Below are 16,731 nucleotides of genomic sequence, written 5' to 3'. Positions count from 1 at the left end.
GTGACACGAGGAACCAGCCGTCGCCGGCGGCCAGGTCGGACCATCCGGCGGGGGCGAGCGACTCTCTTTCTCGCCCCCGCCGCGGCGTTCGTTCTCCTCTTCAGCGCATGGCCCCTCGTCCAGCTCTTCCGGATGAGTTTCAGCGAGGTCGGCGTCGCCCAGATCGTCGAGGGCGCATGGAAGTGGGTGGGGATCGACAACTACATCCACGTCATCACCAACACCGACTTCCTGCCGGCGCTCCGGGCGACAGTGCTCATCACTCTCATCAGCACCGTGTCAACCGTGCTGGGTGGGCTCTTCATCGCCGCCGTCCTGGAACGCAACAATCGGGCGAACCTGGTGACCCAGGGACTCCTCGTGTTCCTCTGGGCCCTACCGCCCCTGGTGGTCGGGTTCGTGTGGAAGTTCCTCCTCGCCAGCGACGGGCCCGTCCCGCAGCTGCTGGGGATGACGGGGGTCGGGGTAGGCCCGCAAGGACCGCAGTCCCCGCTCACCAACGACGTCGGAGCCCTGCTCGCCGTCGCCATGGTGGTCGCGTGGGTCGGATCGGCATTCGCATCGCTGATCTTCCGTGCCGCGATCCTGGGCAGGGACCGCAGCCAGATCGAAGCGGCCGTGGTCGACGGGGCTAGCACCTGGCACGTCTTCCGCTACATCACGCTGCCGGCGTTGCGGCCGGCGATCGCGGTACAGGCACTCCTGACCGTCATCTACTGCTTCCGGGCGTTCGACCTCCCCTACGTGATGACGTCCGGAGGCCCCGGCAACGCGACGACGACGCTGCCGTACTTGGCGTACCAGCAGTCGTTCGGCACGCTGGACTTCAGCTCGGGCTCGGCGACCGCTGTCATATGCCTGGCCTTCGTGGCCGTGTTCGCCACCATCTACATCCGCATGAGCGAGAGGAGCGCAGACTGATGGCGTACTCGGCCACCATCCTTCCGCGGCGCGTGTCGGCGGGCCTTCTGATCCTGGTCCTCATCGCCTACGTCGGTCCGTTGCTGTACGTGCTCGCCACGTCGCTGAAGACTCCGGCGCAGGTCAACAAGAATCCCGCCGGTCTGTTCTTCATCCCGACGTTCCAGAACTACGTGGATTCGTTCACTCCCGATCTGCTCCGCGCCACCGGCATCACGGTCTCGATCGCCCTCGGCACGACAGCCATCGTGATGGCGCTCGCCATGCCCGCCGCCTTCGCGATCAGCCGGTTGCGCGGCCGTGCCTTCGGCTTCGCCATCGCCTGTCTCCTCGTCTTCCAGCTGGTGCCGGCCGCGGCGACACTGATCCCGCAATACAGCCTGCTGTTCCAGTTCGGACTGCTCAACACCATCCCGGGACTGATCGCGGTCGACGCGGCCGCCGCGGTGCCGTTCGCTGTGCTGCTCCTCGTGCCGTTCTGTGCGGGGATTCCGACGGAGGTCCTCGACGCGTCGGAGGTCGATGGAGTGGGCAACCTCCGCCTGCTGCGGTCCGTCGTCCTGCCGCTCACCCGCAACGGTGCGCTGGTCGTCGGCGTGCTCACCTTCATCACCGCGTGGGGCGAGTTCATCGCCGCCGTGACCTTCATCAATGACCCGGCACTGCAACCCCTGAGCCTTGCCCTTCTTCAGAGCATCGGAGCGAATGTGACCAACTACGGCACCTTGACCGCGACTGCGGTCCTGGCGTCCCTTCCCCTGCTGGTGATCTATCTGTTCGTGCAGCGGCAGATGAGAGACGGCCTGACCGTGGGAGCAGTGCGATGACCCCGGAGCGGACGATCCGCTGGGGCCACCGTGCCCTCACCGTCGAGATCGCTGTGGCGTCCGACGGGTCCGTCTCCTTGGTCTCGATCGAGACCGAGACGCCCGAGGGCCGCTACCGCGTGGAGGGTGGCGCGACCCCGCTCGTCGAGGTTCGAACCGAGGCGGAGGGCGCAGACCGCTCGACGGGACGCGTCGTCGACAGCCTCGTCGGCTCCCGTCTGCGCTACCGGCAGCACCGGGAGGAGACCAGTGGGCGACGTCACGACCTCAGCCTCGAGCTGTGCGACGCCGAACGGGGCATCCTCGTGACCCAGCACCTCAGCTCGTTCGATGGTGTCCGGGCTGTCCGGTCCACCGTCGACGTGCGGAACGAGGGCGACGAGCCCACGGTGCTCTTCGCCGTCAGCAGTGCGGTCCTGCCCGTGGCCTGGCCGCGCGAGGACGTCACCCTGCGGCACGCGGACGATGACTGGACCGCCGAGTTCCGCTGGCAGAGCCGCCCCCTCGCTCAGGTGCTGCCGCGCGCATTCCAGCCCGGCGCGAAGTACTTCGGGTTGAACGCCTCATCTATCCGGTCGGAAGGCCAGTGGGCGACGCGTGCCCACCTGCCCATGGGAATCATCGAACGGTCCAGCGGCGGCGCGATCGCCTGGGAGGTCGAGTCGCCCGCAGCCTGGCGCTGGGAGATCGGCGAGCTCGGTCCGGAGCTCTTCTACATCGGGCTCGAAGGACCCACCGACGTCGACGGTGGTTGGGACTATGTGCTCGACCCCGGTGATGTCTTCACGACCGTCAGCGCCTCCTATGCCGTCGCCGCCGGTGACTGGCAGGACGCCGTCGCCGCGTTGACCGAACATCGGCGATCGTCTCGGACGGCCCACAGCGCCTTCCTCGACGCGCCAGTCGTGTATAACGACTTCCTTAAGGCCCTGTGGGGCGATCCCACCGCAGACAAGCTCGAGCCGCTCATCGACTCCGTCGCAGCAGCGGGTGCCGACATCTTCTGCATCGACGCCGGCTGGTATGACGACGAGTCCGGCGGGTGGTGGGACACGGTGGGGGCATGGGAACCCTCGCGCAACCGATTCCCGGACGGTATCGAGCTCACACTGCAGCGGATCCGGGATGCGGGAATGGTGCCGGGGCTGTGGGTCGAGCCGGAGGTCGTCGGCGTGCGCAGCCCGCTGGCCAACGAACTGCCGGACGGGGCATTCTTCCTGCGTCGCGGCCGGCGAATCGTCGAGCACGGCCGATATCACCTGGACTTCACACATCCCGCCGCGCGGGCGCACGCGACCGCAGTGATCGATCGCCTCGTCGACCTCGGCGCAGGCTATTTCAAGTTCGACTACAACATCGCGGGCGCCCACGGTACTGACTCCGGCGATCGCAGTCCCGGTGACGGACGGCTGCAGCACGCTCGCGCATACCTGGACTGGCTCGAGGAACTGCTCGACCGGCATCCCGGCCTCATCATCGAGAACTGCGGATCGGGAGGGATGCGAGCCGACGCCGAAACGCTGAAGCATGTCCAACTCCAGCAGTCGAGCGATCAGGACAACACGGCTCTCGTGCTCCCCATCTCGGCTGCCGGGCTGACCGCGATCCCGCCGGAGCAGCTCGCCATGTGGACCTACCCCGATGCCGGGACGAGCGATTCCGAGACGCGAATGGCCCTGGGGACAGCGCTAATCGGTCGGTTTCACCTATCCGGCGCCGTATCGGAGCTCTCCGAGCAGCAGCAAGAGCTTCTGGCAGCAGCGGTCGAGGCGCACAAGTCGGTTCGCAGTGAGCTCGTCCGCTCCTATCCGGTCTGGCCAGTCGGTCTGCCGGGGTGGTCCGACGACTGGATCGTGGTCGGACTGCGGATGCCGAGCCGATTGCGCGTCGTCGTCGCTCGCCGCAGCGGTGGCATCGATACGCTGAACATCCCGCTCGGCGGCGGGCTGGTCTCGCCGACTATTTCCGCGCCGCTCGGCGCGGAAGAGAGCGACGAATGGCGTTGGGACGAGGATCGCCGAACGCTGACGGTTCGCGTCGCCCAGTCGCCCGGGGGCCTCGTCCTCGACCTTTCTCTTCCGCCGCAGCTCGCGTGACGTCAGCCCACGAGTATGACTTTCGCGAGACGACCGGGGGACACGATGCTGGCTGCCCGCTGGGGTGGCCGGAGGCGGCTGGAGATTGGGCCCGTCTCGGTCCCTTCGCTTCGCGATGACGAGGCGCTGGTGGAGGTCGCGTGGGTGGGTTTGTGCGGCAGCGACCTGGAGGAGTGGCGTCACGGCCCGGTCGTCATCGAACCAGGAGTGATCCTCGGCCATGAGATAGCGGGCATCGTTGCGGTGCCGGCGCGCGACGGCTCCGGGCCGGGAATCGGTGCTCGGGTCGTCGTCGATGTCGTCACCGGCTGCGGACAGTGCTTCCACTGTCGTCATCACGAGGAGGGCCGCTGCTCGCACCTTCTGGTGACGGGCCAACAGATTGACGGCGGTCTGGCCGAGTACGTGGTCGGCCGCGCCGACCGACTCATCGAGGTCCCTCCGCGCGTGCCGCTCCGGACGGCGGCGCTGTCCGAACCGCTCGCCGTCGCCGTGCGCGCTGTGCGGCGATCCGGTCTCGACATCGGCGCCACCCTTCTCGTCATCGGAGGCGGGACCGTCGGGGCGCTGGTCGCTCAGGTGGCTCGGAGCGTCGGCGCACACGAGGTCGCGGTCGTGGAGCCCGATCCGGAACGGTACGCGCTGCTCGCCAGGTTCGGCGCCACCCCGCTGTGGGCCGAAGACTCGGCGGAACTCGCCGATCGCGTGCGCCGGGTCATGCCGGAACGAGGCGCGGACATCCTCATCGAAGCTGCCGGCGCGCCGGGAGTCCTTTCGCGTGCGGTCTCCTTGGTACGCCCCGGGGGACGCATCGTTCTCTTGGGGGTCTCGGCAGAGCAGGAACTTCTGGACACCCTCGAGGTGGTTCTCAAGGAGAAGACGCTGATCGGCTCTGCCGCGCACATGTGGGACGACGACGTGGCCGTCGCGGTGGGCCTTCTCGGCTCTGCCACGGTCGAGGTCGAGCCCCTTATCTCCGAAGCAGTCTCGCTCGAGGATGCGGCTCTCGCCTTCGAGCGACTGGACGAGGGACGTCCTCCCTGGAAAATGCTCGTTCGAATCTCAGGACAGGAATGAGGCGATGACCACATTCTCTGGTGTTCCCGATCGCGAGTTGCGGGACGGCCGACGCATTCCGCAGTTGGGCTTCGGCGTCTACAAGATTCCCGAAGAAGAAGCAGCGAGCGCGGTTCTCGCCGCGATCGAGAGCGGATACCGGCACGTCGACACGGCGGCCTTCTACGACAACGAAGTCGGTGTCGGCGAGGGAATCCGCCGGTCAGGCCTTCCGCGGGAGGAGATCTTCATCACCACCAAGGCCTGGTGGACCGACAACGGCTACGACTCGACGCTGCGGGCTTTCGATGCAAGCCTCGCCCGGTTGGGGCTCGATTCGGTGGACCTCTACATGATCCATTGGCCGGCCCCCGCGTCAGACCGTTACGTCGACTCCTGGCGCGCGCTTGAGGCGCTGCGCAATGAAGGCCGGGCGACGTCCATCGGGGTCGCGAACTTCCATGTCCATCATCTGGAACGGCTCTTCCGGGAAACCGGGACCGTCCCCGTGGTCAACCAGGTGGAGCTCCACCCGTGGCTGCCGCAACGTGAGCTCCGACGATTCCACGTCGAGCACGGAATCGCGACGCAGTCGTGGTCGCCGCTGGCGCGCGGCCTCGTTCTGGAGGAGCCGGTTCTTCGGGGCGTCGCGCAGAAGTACGGTGTCAGCCCCGCTCAGGTCGTCATCCGGTGGCAGCTCGATTCGGGAAATCTGGCCATCCCGAAATCGGCGTCCGTCCAGCGGATGCGCGAGAATCTGGATGTCTTCGGGTTCCGGCTCGACGGGTCTGACATGTCTGCGATCGCTTCTTTGGAGAACGGGCGCCGCACCGGGGTGGATCCGGATGACCGCGGCTGAACGACCGTCCCATCGGACCCTCGCAGTCACGCCGTGACCGGCATCTTCGCTGCGCTGGACGCGGTCTTCGTCGCTTTGAGCAGCTTCAGCGCGGGCGTGGCGGGCAGAAGCAGGCCGGTCGTCCAGGTGCTCCTCATCTCCGCGACCGCAAGCCTGTCACTGGTCGTTCCGATAGCGTTCGCCGTGCCGGGAAAGGCGAGCGGCCCAGCGCTGCTCTGGGGTTTCGTCGCCGGCCTGGTGGGTGGGCTGGGGCTCATCCTGTCGTATCGCGGTCTTGCGATGGGGCCCGTTGGGGCAGTGTCTGCCGCAACCCAGTGCGCGAGCACCATCATGGTCACCCTGGCGGGGGCGGTGGTCCAGCATGGCATCAGCGCTCTCCGTCTTGCCGCCCTTGCGTTGTCCCTGGCGGCGATCGTGCTCATCTGCCGTGAGCCCCGACAAGGAACGCGCCGTGTGTCGGCAAGGCGCATGGGGGCAGGGCCGGTGTACGGCGCGCTGGCCGGACTGGCCTTCGGATTCTTCATCATCACGATCGGCCTGGCCCCGAAGGACGCCGGGCTCTGGACCGTCGCCGCGGCACGTCTCGGGGTTCTCGCGCCCGTCGTTGTCGTCGTCGCGCTCGTGGGCCTCAGGCAACGCGGGTCCGTCCCCGCCGACGCATCGAATTCATCCCGAAGAATCTCCTTCGCCGCCGCCGCGATGGCGGGTGTGACCGACGGCGCTGCGAACATACTGCTCACGCTGGCGCTCGCGACAGGTGACCTGGTGCTCGTGGCGCTCATGGGAGCCCTCGCCCCGGCGATCACTGCACTGCTGGGCCGCCTCCTGCTCGGTGAACGATTGACGGCAGCACAGCTGGCAGGTCTGAGCGCCGCGGTGGTAGGCGGCGGTGCCGCCGTCCTCTGACCATACGGAGACGCGAAGGTGAGGGGAAGGGACCCCCGGTGAGACGACGGTGGGCTAAGGGGCGCCACGGGGCGATGCCGTGACGCCGCGCCAGAGGAATTCGAGGGTGAGCCGCGCCGCCGTCTGCGAGGGGACGCCGTCTAGGAGATCGTCCGTCGCGAGGGTGGCCACGCCGTGGACGGCGGCGAAGGCCACGAGCGCCTGCTCCTGCGGTGACTGGTCGGTGCGCAGGTCGCCGGACCGCTGACCGGCGGCGAAGAGGTCCACCAGGCCGCGCATGCCGACGCCGCTGAGCTGGACCAGCTCGGCCGACGCATCAGTGTGGTGCTTCGCCTGGTACATCACGGCGTGCCGTTCATCGACGGGGATGCGCTGCACCCGGCCGCGAACGTCGCCAAGATGGCCTCCGGGACGCCGCTGACCGACGAGGACCGTGCGCCCTGGCTGCGGACCGTCGGGGAGACGCTCGCAGGGACCTCCCCGGAGGGGGTGGTCGTCGCCTGCTCGGCGTTGCAGCGCGCGTACCGCGACCTCATCCGGGCGGAGGCTCCGGACGCTGTCTTCGCGGAGCTCGGCGGCGACCGCGCGCTGCTGGCCGCCCGGATGGCCGCGCGACCCGGCCGCTTCATGCCGGTGTCGCTCCTGGGCTCGCAGCTCGCCACCCTCGAACGCCTCCAGCCGGACGAAGCCGGTATGCGGCTTGATCTCGCGCGACCGCCCGCAGAGCTGACAGCAGATATCGCGAAGGCACTAGCGGCGACGAGCGCTCACCCGAGTGGCCCGAATGGCGGCTCGTCTTCAGGTGGTCTTCGGCCGAGCCGGGGATTCGGAGTATGGCCCGCCGTCGATAAGCGGTCTCACGATACTGTTTATGGCGAAGGTGACGCTCGGGCGGGTAAGTGAGCCGTACTCCGCCGCTGGGTGGCACGCGGCGCCGCCGCCCGCGGGCGTGGGAAGACCGCCCACTCTGTGCCGGACGTTCGACGCTCGTTGGTCTCCTAGATCGTGTCTTGGGCTATCGGGCCCGATCGGTATTTAGAGCGTCTGGCTATGAGCTTCCGTCACCTCGCTGCCAGGGGCGAATTCATCGTCCGGTTGGCTTCCTCCTCGTTCGAGTTGTGATGCACTGTTCCGCCTAGCTGACCTCGGGTTTCGTCGTCCCGGCGAGGTCACATGGGGGGCGCGGTACGGGTCGGCGTCAGTGCTTTGCGATCCACCGTTCGCTTTGAAGCGAGAGAGTTCTGACCTCTCCAGAGGTTAAGTCGAAACGCTCGTGGTAGCTCCTCTCGGAAAGGGGCCGCGCGGTGAGGGCGGCGGCGAGGAGACCTGCAGCACGGATGGAGCGAGCGAGCCGGCTGGTGTGGCTGAGGCGATCGGCATAGCTTCGAACGGTGGTATCGAAGTCCTCTGCTGGAGCGCCGGTGAAGTCGGCCACCACGGAGGTTGGTGCGCCGATTGCGAATGAGCCCTGGGCGGCTTCTCGTGCGTACCAGCGAGCTTGCGCGAGAGTAAAGTCGTCGAACCCTGCGACGGCGGCGAACCGTGAAAAGGTTCTGAAGCTGACTTCACGGTGTCGCACTTTCCGCTCTAAGACGTTGGCGATGATGGCCGCCATTTGGGGCGGGTCCAGCAGTTCGGGGCCCGTGGGGCGATAACGGCGCCCGGTGTGCGGTTCCGGGTTCGACAAGATCGCTGCGGCCACGGCGCCGATGTCGCCGTTCGATGGAGGTGCGTTGAGGCCCATCCCGTATGGGCTGAGAAAGACCCCTGTGGCCGCAGTTGCCGGAAGCGCTGCCATATAGTTTGCCGCGAAGAATCCGGGGTCGAGGGTGACAACTCTGGTGTGAGGCAGCCAAGACAGAGCCCGGTCGAGGAGCCACGTCCGCCGAGTATGCACGGAGGGATGGTCGGGGTCGGACAGCCATTGACTGAGCGTTACGATTGTGTCGACTCGCGCGCTGTCCGCGGCCGCTGCCACGTTCACTCCGACGTCCAGTGATGAGGGCGAGAAGGGGGTGACCAGGAAGACTCGGTCGACACCTCTCATAGACGCCTCGACGAATCGAAAGTCGTTCAGGGACCCTATCCGAACATCCACCCCTCGTTGGCTGAGAGCTCGCGCTCGTGCATCATCAGCTCGCGCCACCGCCCGCACCCGCATGCCGGGATGCTTGAGCAGAGCGCGGATGGTGGCTTGCCCGATTCCCCCGTTCGCCGTGGTGACCAGCACGGTCGGTGATGCATTCATGCGTCCTCCTCAGGGGATGCTTTGCGAATCAGACCCGTCTCCACATCGAACAGCACACCCGTGACCAAATACCGGGTGCCGAACTGGGAACTCCACTTTCGCAAGGCCGAGACATCATGGCTGAGCGTGTTCGGGGGATTGGAGATGCTCCCCATGTCGATCTCTGGAGCGCTCAGGCCGAGATATGCGCCCAGTTCCTCGGGCCGGGACCCCATCCGCGTGATGCCGCAGTCGTCGTGCTGCATGACCACGATGGCGAAGGGGTCGGCGGCCGGCTGGGCGCCGGCCGACGGTGTCATTGCGTCCAGAAGGGCCAGTTGGCGTAGGACGTCAGGGGTTACACGTCCCCCTACATTCCTGATTACGGCCACATCCCCGGGTTGCGTACCGAGTACGTACACAGGATCGAGCCGGGGGTCCAGGCACGTGATGATTAATGCCGACAGTTTGGGTCGGAGACCCTGGTTGCCGTTGAACATGGTTCTAGCGAACGTCGCGTTGCGTTCGACAAGCGATTCGATGTTGTGGGGTTGCACGTAGACTCCTGTGGACAGTGTCCACAAAATGTGGACGGTGTTCACGCTAGCCGAAGTGAACACTGTCCACAACTCTCTTCTTCCGTCAGAATCGGGGGGTGGAGAAAGATCTGATGGCGGAGGATCGGCCGCGACGAGTTCGCGGCGCTGTTCGTGCGGCGATGGTTCGCGAGGCGGTGGAACTTGCTCGGCACGGTGGCCCCGATGCGGTCGTGCTCCGCGAGGTGGCCCGAAGGGTAGGAGTCGCTCCGAACGCCGCATACCGACACTTCGCGGACCGAGACGAATTGCTCCTTGCTGTTTGTCATGCTGCCATGGAGCAGCTTGCGGAGGTTATGAGGGAGGAGGTCGACGAGGTCGCTTCGGGGCCGTCTGCTCCGGAGGCGGCGAAGAATCGTCTGGCGGCCGTCTCTCGGGCGTACCTGCGGTTCGCTCGGGAGCGGAACGGCCTGTTCCGGGCTGCTTTTGCGGTCCCCAACCACCTCGACTACGCGACCGCTGGCCGCAACGGGCCGAACAGTCAAGGGCCGTTTGAGATTCTTGGGTCGGTGATAGAAGAGCTGGTGCGGCTGGGAATCGTCGCAGCCGCGAACTTCGATGGCGCCCTGGTCGCAGCCTGGTCGGGGGTTCACGGCCTTGCTGAGCTCCAGTCGCGGGGCCCTCTACGCACCCTCTCTCGGGCGGAGACGGCCGCGGCCGAGCGAGCGGTGATTGCGATGATCGTCTCTGGTGTCGCATCCGCCAGCTCAGGGAGGGATGAATGGCTGTGAGTGACGAGGCCTGAGTTTACAATTCGCCTACGGCTGGGATAGGGGGGATCCCTGTCTCCCAGGGGGCTCAGTACTGGTTAGCACCCGTTTCAGCGAGTCGCCCGCGAGTTCATGGCGATCCGCGCTGACTGCTGCGACGACCCCGTAGCGGCCTGCGACTCGGTCGTCGTGCCGCTGGGGTGGCGAGGTCGAGGAGATGGCTACGTGGTGGAGGCCGCGGCACGCACGGTGACCGTCTCCGAGTCAGCGAGCGCTACGCCACAGGCAGCGCATCGGATCTCGGGTGTGAAGTGGTGGCCGCACGTCTGGTGGATCAGTTCTGCCCGCGGCACACTGTCGGGTCGGTATCTGTCCCCCCATCCCTTCAGCACGAGCAGAACCGCAGCGAGATCCTTCCCTTTGGCTGTCAGGCGATAGCCAGCTCGGCTTGACGGCTCAGCGTCGCCGGCTTCAATGATCCCCGTATCGATGAGCTTTCGCAGGCGTGAGGCCAGTATGTCCCGAGGGGCGCCGACAATTCGCAGGATCTCCGTGTAGCGCGAGGCGCCAGAGACCAGAGCGCGGACGACGTGCAGGCACCATCGGTCGCTCACTGCGTCCACGGCGAACGTCAGCGAGTCAACAGGTTTGCTTTTCAAACCGGGTGAGGTAGATTGTGCTTGGTTTGGCATCCAAACCATTGTAGGTAAGGAGCGGATCGCATGCACAAGCATTCGGCAATGACGCAGGCTCGGCTGCGTACGCGTCATCGCGCGTGGATATCGCTGGTACTGACCGGCTTCGTGATTGGAATCGCTTTCATCGGTGTCTACGTCGGACTTCAGCGGTCACCTGCGCCGTACCACGTGCCCATCGCGGTTGTGGGCGATCGCCTCGCCGCCTCCATGCAACGCGCACTGGGAAGCGCCGGCGCGGTGACGAGGTCGTCGTCTCTATCTGAGGCGCTGCGCGGTCTGGACGCCGGCCGCTACGACGCCGTCGTGGGCTCTTCTTCTGGCCGGGTCACGGTCGAGTATGCAGGCGCAAAGGGGCTGAGTGAAAGCTCGGCCGCCCTGGCGATGATCCAGGCCTTCTCCGCTCGTTCAGGGCAGCCGGAATCAGTCAAAGACGCTGTGCCGCTTGTGTCGTTCGACAGCCGTGGACTTGCGTCGTTCTATGTGGTGTTCGGCGTGACCCTTTCATCGTTCGTCTTGACGCAGGGGCTGACGGCTGCTGCCCAGAAGATCCGGCTGAGGCACCGGTTGTATGCCATGCTGGGCTTCGCATTGGCCATCGGCGCGGTGGCCGCGACTATTGCGGGTCCTGTATTCGGGGCCCTGCCGGCGCCTTGGATCGCATTGGCCGTCACTCTGTCTCTTTTGTCCGCGGCGGTGGCTTTCACAACGAAGGCGCTCGGGGCATGGTTCGGGGCAGTGGGGTTCGCGCTTGCCATCCTTATGATGACAACTGTTGGGAACGCAGTCAGTGGTGCGATGATCGGTTTCGACCTGCTCCCCGGCTGGGCTCGGCCGATATCCGCCGCTCTGCCGCCGGGGGCAGCTGTGCGAGCAGTCACCGAGTTCGGGTACTTCCATGGAGCGTCGGCCTGGTCGTCTCTTGTCGTGCTCGCGCTCTGGGCGGCTGTCGCTTTCGCGCTAGTGCTTTTGAGGGGCTGGGCGCCGAAGGCGGCAAGAGCGATCGGCGGGGGTTCGCGGTGACCGGCGTAGGGGCGGCGCTCTCAGGTTGGGTAGGGCGCCATATCGGTCATTTAGGTTCATGCCGATCCTCGCCATCGCGCCCCGGCAGGCAGTGCGGGCACTGAGAACCTCAGGTCCTGCCCCCATCGATTGGCGGTGGCAGGATCACTGGTTCGAGGGTGGCGGACTATGACGCCCAGCGGAAGGAGGCGCCGCACCCGCCACCTCCCGGTTGACTTTGCGTGCGCTCGCAATCGACCTCGGATCAAGAGCGCTACGAGAAGTACCCGCCGATCGCGGCGGCAGCACCGATCGCCATGCTCCCGGAGCAGGGCGGCAATCGGGCGCATCCGCAACCAGAAATGGATGACCGGGAGATTCTCTTCACCCTGGCCAACGGCTTTCTCGGCCGCCTCTATCTGTCCGGGCACCTGGATGGGATGAACGCTCATCAACTCCACCTCATCGCGGGCGCTATACGGAACTACAAGGAGATCCGGCCGGTTATCGCACGCAGCACGCCGTTCTGGCCCCTGGGCGTGCCGCAGTGGGACGCCTCATGGACCGCGCTCGGTCTCGAAGCGGATGGCGAGGCGCTCATCGGAGCGTGGCGGCGCGGAGGCGATCGGAGTCAGGTCTTCCCTGTGCCGGTCGGTCTGCGGGGGCGGGTGGAGGAGTGGGACATCGTCGTTGGAGACCCCGAGCACTGGCGGATTCGACCCGCCAGTGCCGGTATTGAGTTGACCGCACTCGCAGAATTGCCGTGCGCCGTGGTCCTTCGGGGTCGGTCTCCCCGCTAGACCCGCACCCTGAGGCGGAAGACCGGGCCGTCGCGGGTAGCGCATGCCATTCGTTGCCTTCCGAGCCGCACGCGAGTCGATGTCACTCGGCGCGCAAGATGTCATTTCACGGTGAAGAGTGTCAGATTGAAGCGGAGAGTCCCAAACAATTCCGCAACTGTCAGGAGCGACCCCGGTTCGGAAACGCTTCCCGCTGGATATATAGTTAACGCATATAAACAACGCACGCCTCCATACGAAACGCACAAGGACTCCCGTGGCCCGAACCGGCATCTTCACCAAAGACCACCCCCACTACCGCTGGGTGGCACTCTCGAACACCACGCTCGGCATGCTCATGGCGACGATCAACTCGTCGATCGTCATCATCTCGCTGCCCGCGATCTTCACCGGCATCAAGCTGAACCCGCTCGAGCCGGGCAACGTCTCGTACCTGCTGTGGATGCTGATGGGCTACATGCTCGTCACCGCCGTGCTCGTCGTCATGTTCGGACGCATGGGCGACCAGTACGGGCGCGTCCGGATCTACAACCTCGGCTTCGTGATCTTCACCGTCGCCGCGATCGCCCTGTGCCTCGACCCGTTCACCTCGGGTGCCGGCGCCATGTGGCTGATCGCGTGGAGGTTCGTCCAGGGTGTCGGCGGCGCCATGCTGTTCGCCAACTCGACAGCCATCCTCACCGACGCCTTCCCAGCCAACAAGCGCGGCTTCGCGCTCGGCCTGAACCAGGTCGCCGCGATCGCCGGGTCGTTCCTCGGCCTGATCCTCGGAGGCGTCCTCGCCGAGATCGACTGGCGCGCCGTCTTCTTCGTGTCCGTGCCGTTCGGCGTGATCGGCACCATCTGGTCGTACAAGTCGCTGCACGAGGTCGGGCAGAAGAACCCCGGACGCAACGACTGGCTCGGCAACGCCACCTTCGGCATCGGCCTGATCGCCCTGCTCACCGGCATCACGTACGGCATCCAGCCCTACGGCGGCGCCTCGCAGGGCTGGGGGAACCCGTGGGTGCTCGGCTCGATCATCGCCGGCATCCTCCTCCTCATCGCCTTCGTCTTCGTCGAGCGGCGCGTGCCGTCGCCGATGTTCGACATGAAGCTGTTCCGGATCCGTCCCTTCTCGGCCGGGCTCTTCGCGGGCCTGCTCGCGGCGGTGGGCCGAGGCGGCCTGCAGTTCATGCTGATCATCTGGCTGCAGGGCATCTGGCTGCCCCTCCACGGCTACAGCTACGAGTCGACGCCGCTCTGGGCCGGCATCTACATGCTCCCCATCACCATCGGGTTCCTCATCGCCGGGCCGATGTCGGGGGCGCTCTCCGACCGCTTCGGCTCGCGCGCCTTCGCCACCGTCGGTCTCGTGCTCGTCGCGCTCACCTTTATCGGGCTGCTGCTCATCCCCGTGAACTTCGAGTACTGGCAGTTCGCGGTGCTGACCGGCCTGAACGGCATCGGCTCCGGTCTGTTCTCGTCGCCCAACCGGACGGCCATCATGAACAGCGTCCCGGCCAACGAGCGCGGTGCGGCCTCCGGCATGGCGGGCGTCGCCCTGAACGCCGGAAGCTCGCTCTCGATCGGCATCTTCTTCTCGCTGATGATCGCGGGCCTCTCGGTCGCCCTGCCGACCGCGCTCACGAGCGGGCTCACCAGCCACGGGGTGCCGCAGCAGGTCGCCGCGCAGGTCGGCGCGACGCCTCCGGTCGGCAGCCTCTTCGCGGCCTTCCTCGGCTACAACCCGATCGCCAGCCTGCTGGGACCGACCGGTGTCCTGCAGTCCCCGCACGTCGACGCGGCCACGCTGACCGGCAAGGAGTTCTTCCCGCAGCTGATCTCCGGGCCGTTCCACGATGGGCTCGTCGTCGTCTTCATCGCCGCCGCCGTCATGAGCCTCATCGGCGCTGTCGCCTCGTTCGCAGGCGGAGCCAAGTATGTTCATGAGGAGACCTCGCCCGCTCCGAGGCAGGTCACCGAAGAAGGCGAGGAAGTCGGTGCGACCCGCGCATGACGCTGATGAGCGGCCGGCGACCGGTGCGGACGATGACGTCCCCGGCCGCCTGGCCCTGGCCGTCGGGAGGCTGAACCGCCGCCTCCGCTCGTCGACCGGAGGTCTCAGCCACGGCCAGCTGTCAGCGCTGTCGACGATCGTCCGGCAGGGGCCGCTCCGCCCCAGCGAGATCGCCGCCGTCGAGAAAGCGGCGGCGCCCACGATCACCCGGGTCGTCTCCGACCTCGAAGCGCGAGGCCTCGTGTCCCGTGCGCCCGACCCCGCCGACGGTCGCTCCTTCTTCGTGTCGGGCACCGAGGCGGGCCAGAGACTCCTGCTGGAGGCGCGCTCCGACCGGGCGCGGGCCGTGTCGGAGATCCTCGCCGAACTGCGGCCTGATCAGGTCGAGGCGCTGCGCGCCGCCCTTCCCGCGCTGGAGGACGCGGCCCAGGTCCCGCACCCGCCGAAGCGCTGAGTCCGGCCGAGCCGCACCCGCGGCCGGGTCGGCGGCACCCGCGACCGAGTCAGCTGACGGCGAGGAGGGCCGCCGCGGCGACGGCGAGCACGAGCCCCACCCACTGCACCGGCGCGACGCGTTCACGGAGCACGACGGCCGCGAGGAGGATCGTGCCTGCCGGGTAGAGCGCGACGAGCACCGACATGGTCGTGAGGTCGCCCACCCGCAGGCCGATCAGGATCAGCGCGTTCGCGGTGGCGTCGAGCAGGCCGCCGCCGGCCGCGACGAGCGTCCAGCGGGAGGAGAGCGGTGTCGTTCGCGACCGCGACCGCGACCGCGCCCGCGTGCGGAGCGCGAGCAGCGCCACGACCGACCACATCACGGCTCCGTTCGCGGTGCGGTTCGCGATGAGCGGGACGACCCCCGAGTCGTCCGGGGTCTGATCGAGCATGATCAGGAAGACGCCGATCAGCGCACCGGCCGCAGTCGCCATCAGGAGCGCCCGCACGCTCGGGCGGACCGCGCCCTTCTCCGGGACGAACCCGACGAGCACGACGGCCACGAGCGCGAGCCCCAGGGCGACGTAGCCGATCGGCGCGAACCGGTCGCCGCCGAGGAGCCCCCACGCCATCGGCACGAGGGCCGACACCAGCGCGGTCAGCGGCGACAGGATGCTCATCGGGCCGATGGCGAGACACGCGTAGAGGAGGGACACGGCGAGCGTCCCGACCAGGCCCGACGCCGCGCCCCAGCCGATCGCCGCGGGGGAGATCCGGCCGCCGACCAGCGGCCACGCGGCGAGGAGCAGGACCAACCCGGCGACCGCCCCGATCGCCGTGACACGGATCGGGCCCAGCCGGCGCGACGCCACGCCGCCGACGAAGTCGGCCGAACCGTAGACGAAGGCGCTCAGCAGCCCGATGACGGCGGCCGGCATCAGCCTCCGGTCAGACGGTACGTGTGGAGCACGGCGCCGGCGTCGAAGCGCTGCAGCCGCGCCAGCTCGAACCGCCACGCCTCGCGATCGTCGGGGAAGATCCGCAGGCCGCCCCCGACCATGACCGGGCAGACCAGGAGGCGGAGCTCGTCGACCAGCCCCCAGACGAGCAGTGCGCGGACGAGGGAGGCGCTGCCCACGACCAGGATCGGGTCGCCGTCGCCCTGCTTGAGCGTCGTGATCGACGAGCGCACCGGCTCGGGAAGCCGCTCTCCGTTCCACCCCGGGTCGCCGGCACGACTCGTGACGACCGTCTTCGGCAGCCCGTTCATCAGGTCGGCGAGCTCGCCGTCGCGCGACGGCCAGGCACCGGCGAACTGGTCGAAGGTGCGGCGCCCGAGGAGGAGGGTCCCGGCCTCGCGGGTCTCCTGCAGCTTCGCGGCGATCACCTCGTCGCTGGTGAACGGGATGCTCCAGCCGGCGTGAGGATGCGTCGTCTCGCCGCCGGGCGCCTCCACGACACCGTCGAGGGTCATGAACTCGCTGACGATGAGGGGACGCATGCCGCGATGGTATCCGAGTCGGCGGCTGCTGGGCATAACAGGTGTGCTGAGATGTGGAGGAGCGACTCCCTCCACAGCTTCTCCCGCGCCCAGGGCCCGGT

18 protein-coding genes are annotated in these 16,731 nt (G+C 67.3%); 12 read left to right on the top strand and 6 right to left on the bottom strand.

Translation table 11 applies throughout. From position 1 onward, the window contains the following. Positions 1-132 precede the first annotated feature (132 nt). From FPT20_RS13910 to FPT20_RS13885, 6 genes are read left to right on the top strand one after another with little or no spacing between them, the layout of a single operon-like run. Positions 133-921 (top strand): carbohydrate ABC transporter permease, encoded by a 789-nt coding sequence (locus tag FPT20_RS13910; RefSeq protein ID WP_158866228.1) that lies wholly within the window; start codon positions 133-135, stop codon positions 919-921. After that, positions 921-1,748 carry a carbohydrate ABC transporter permease gene (locus FPT20_RS13905; RefSeq protein ID WP_158866226.1) on the top strand — a complete coding sequence of 276 codons (828 nt, stop codon included), beginning with the start codon at positions 921-923 and terminating at the stop codon, positions 1,746-1,748. The genes FPT20_RS13910 and FPT20_RS13905 overlap by 1 nt, the downstream gene beginning before the upstream one ends. Beyond that, on the top strand, positions 1,745-3,844 hold the full coding sequence (locus FPT20_RS13900) for an alpha-galactosidase (RefSeq protein WP_158866224.1): 2,100 nt from the start codon (positions 1,745-1,747) through the stop codon (positions 3,842-3,844). The genes FPT20_RS13905 and FPT20_RS13900 overlap by 4 nt, the downstream gene beginning before the upstream one ends. Before the next feature lie 15 nt (positions 3,845-3,859). Continuing rightward, the gene (locus FPT20_RS13895; protein ID WP_442786493.1) at positions 3,860-4,921 is read left to right on the top strand and encodes a zinc-dependent alcohol dehydrogenase; all 1,062 of its coding nucleotides are present in this window, start codon (positions 3,860-3,862) and stop codon (positions 4,919-4,921) included. A 4-nt stretch (positions 4,922-4,925) separates the two neighbouring features. Further along, the gene (locus FPT20_RS13890) at positions 4,926-5,759 is read left to right on the top strand and encodes an aldo/keto reductase (RefSeq protein ID WP_158866220.1); all 834 of its coding nucleotides are present in this window, start codon (positions 4,926-4,928) and stop codon (positions 5,757-5,759) included. Positions 5,760-5,792: 33 nt separating this feature from the next. After that, on the top strand, positions 5,793-6,665 hold the full coding sequence (locus tag FPT20_RS13885; RefSeq protein WP_158866218.1) for an EamA family transporter: 873 nt from the start codon (positions 5,793-5,795) through the stop codon (positions 6,663-6,665). 54 nt (positions 6,666-6,719) lie between these two features. Here the strand turns inward: FPT20_RS13885 and FPT20_RS13880 are convergent, their stop codons facing one another. Then, the gene (locus FPT20_RS13880) at positions 6,720-7,007 is read right to left on the bottom strand and encodes a hypothetical protein (RefSeq protein ID WP_158866216.1); all 288 of its coding nucleotides are present in this window, start codon (positions 7,005-7,007) and stop codon (positions 6,720-6,722) included. Positions 7,008-7,013: 6 nt separating this feature from the next. Here FPT20_RS13880 and FPT20_RS13875 point away from each other — a divergent pair, with 6 nt between their 5' ends. Beyond that, positions 7,014-7,568 (top strand): gluconokinase, encoded by a 555-nt coding sequence (locus FPT20_RS13875; protein WP_233265533.1) that lies wholly within the window; start codon positions 7,014-7,016, stop codon positions 7,566-7,568. A 295-nt stretch (positions 7,569-7,863) separates the two neighbouring features. Here FPT20_RS13875 and FPT20_RS13870 read toward each other — a convergent pair whose 3' ends face one another. After that, on the bottom strand, positions 7,864-8,913 hold the full coding sequence (locus tag FPT20_RS13870) for an NmrA family NAD(P)-binding protein (RefSeq protein ID WP_158866214.1): 1,050 nt from the start codon (positions 8,911-8,913) through the stop codon (positions 7,864-7,866). After that, entirely contained in the window at positions 8,910-9,494 is a 585-nt protein-coding gene (locus FPT20_RS13865; RefSeq protein ID WP_158866212.1) for a carbonic anhydrase, read from the bottom strand. The genes FPT20_RS13870 and FPT20_RS13865 overlap by 4 nt, the downstream gene beginning before the upstream one ends. 53 nt (positions 9,495-9,547) lie before the next feature. Here FPT20_RS13865 and FPT20_RS13860 point away from each other — a divergent pair, with 53 nt between their 5' ends. Further along, complete coding sequence (locus FPT20_RS13860; protein WP_158866210.1) at positions 9,548-10,219, top strand: TetR/AcrR family transcriptional regulator; 672 nt, start codon at positions 9,548-9,550, stop codon at positions 10,217-10,219. A gap of 200 nt (positions 10,220-10,419) precedes the next feature. On the opposite strand, the gene FPT20_RS13855 is transcribed toward FPT20_RS13860, so the two are convergent. Continuing rightward, positions 10,420-10,890 (bottom strand): winged helix-turn-helix transcriptional regulator, encoded by a 471-nt coding sequence (locus FPT20_RS13855; protein ID WP_158866208.1) that lies wholly within the window; start codon positions 10,888-10,890, stop codon positions 10,420-10,422. 30 nt (positions 10,891-10,920) lie between these two features. Here FPT20_RS13855 and FPT20_RS13850 point away from each other — a divergent pair, with 30 nt between their 5' ends. The 4 genes from FPT20_RS13850 to FPT20_RS13835 all read left to right on the top strand — a co-directional run bounded on the left by FPT20_RS13850 (position 10,921) and on the right by FPT20_RS13835 (position 15,148). Then, positions 10,921-11,916, top strand: a complete 996-nt coding sequence (locus FPT20_RS13850; protein ID WP_158866206.1) for an ABC transporter permease — start codon at positions 10,921-10,923, stop codon at positions 11,914-11,916. 221 nt (positions 11,917-12,137) lie between these two features. Next, positions 12,138-12,695, top strand: a complete 558-nt coding sequence (locus FPT20_RS13845; RefSeq protein ID WP_158866204.1) for a hypothetical protein — start codon at positions 12,138-12,140, stop codon at positions 12,693-12,695. 256 nt (positions 12,696-12,951) lie between these two features. Then, positions 12,952-14,694: an MFS transporter gene (locus FPT20_RS13840; RefSeq protein ID WP_158866201.1), complete on the top strand. Its 1,743-nt coding sequence runs from the start codon at positions 12,952-12,954 to the stop codon at positions 14,692-14,694. Next, the gene (locus FPT20_RS13835) at positions 14,678-15,148 is read left to right on the top strand and encodes a MarR family winged helix-turn-helix transcriptional regulator (protein WP_158866199.1); all 471 of its coding nucleotides are present in this window, start codon (positions 14,678-14,680) and stop codon (positions 15,146-15,148) included. Before FPT20_RS13840 ends, FPT20_RS13835 begins: the two co-directional genes overlap by 17 nt. 49 nt (positions 15,149-15,197) lie before the next feature. Here the strand turns inward: FPT20_RS13835 and FPT20_RS13830 are convergent, their stop codons facing one another. Both FPT20_RS13830 and FPT20_RS13825 read right to left on the bottom strand, forming a co-directional pair. Beyond that, positions 15,198-16,067 (bottom strand): DMT family transporter, encoded by an 870-nt coding sequence (locus FPT20_RS13830; protein WP_158866197.1) that lies wholly within the window; start codon positions 16,065-16,067, stop codon positions 15,198-15,200. Then, positions 16,067-16,630, bottom strand: a complete 564-nt coding sequence (locus FPT20_RS13825) for a dihydrofolate reductase family protein (RefSeq protein WP_233265532.1) — start codon at positions 16,628-16,630, stop codon at positions 16,067-16,069. The genes FPT20_RS13830 and FPT20_RS13825 overlap by 1 nt, the downstream gene beginning before the upstream one ends. Positions 16,631-16,731: the final 101 nt, after the last annotated feature.

This window comes from Leifsonia sp. AG29, assembly GCF_009765225.1.
In the GTDB taxonomy this organism is placed as follows: domain Bacteria; phylum Actinomycetota; class Actinomycetes; order Actinomycetales; family Microbacteriaceae; genus Leifsonia.
This window is presented reverse-complemented; position numbering and strand designations above follow the sequence as displayed.

Coding starts and splice junctions, on each gene's coding strand:
- FPT20_RS13825 (WP_233265532.1), bottom strand. CDS start 16,630: ATGCGTCCCCTCATCGTCAGCGAGTTCATGACCCTCGACGGTGTCGTG.
- FPT20_RS13855 (WP_158866208.1), bottom strand. CDS start 10,890: ATGCCAAACCAAGCACAATCTACCTCACCCGGTTTGAAAAGCAAACCT.
- FPT20_RS13890 (WP_158866220.1), top strand. CDS start 4,926: ATGACCACATTCTCTGGTGTTCCCGATCGCGAGTTGCGGGACGGCCGA.
- FPT20_RS13830 (WP_158866197.1), bottom strand. CDS start 16,067: ATGCCGGCCGCCGTCATCGGGCTGCTGAGCGCCTTCGTCTACGGTTCG.
- FPT20_RS13870 (WP_158866214.1), bottom strand. CDS start 8,913: ATGAATGCATCACCGACCGTGCTGGTCACCACGGCGAACGGGGGAATC.
- FPT20_RS13895 (WP_442786493.1), top strand. CDS start 3,860: ATGACTTTCGCGAGACGACCGGGGGACACGATGCTGGCTGCCCGCTGG.
- FPT20_RS13905 (WP_158866226.1), top strand. CDS start 921: ATGGCGTACTCGGCCACCATCCTTCCGCGGCGCGTGTCGGCGGGCCTT.
- FPT20_RS13850 (WP_158866206.1), top strand. CDS start 10,921: ATGCACAAGCATTCGGCAATGACGCAGGCTCGGCTGCGTACGCGTCAT.
- FPT20_RS13910 (WP_158866228.1), top strand. CDS start 133: ATGAGTTTCAGCGAGGTCGGCGTCGCCCAGATCGTCGAGGGCGCATGG.
- FPT20_RS13900 (WP_158866224.1), top strand. CDS start 1,745: ATGACCCCGGAGCGGACGATCCGCTGGGGCCACCGTGCCCTCACCGTC.
- FPT20_RS13880 (WP_158866216.1), bottom strand. CDS start 7,007: ATGTACCAGGCGAAGCACCACACTGATGCGTCGGCCGAGCTGGTCCAG.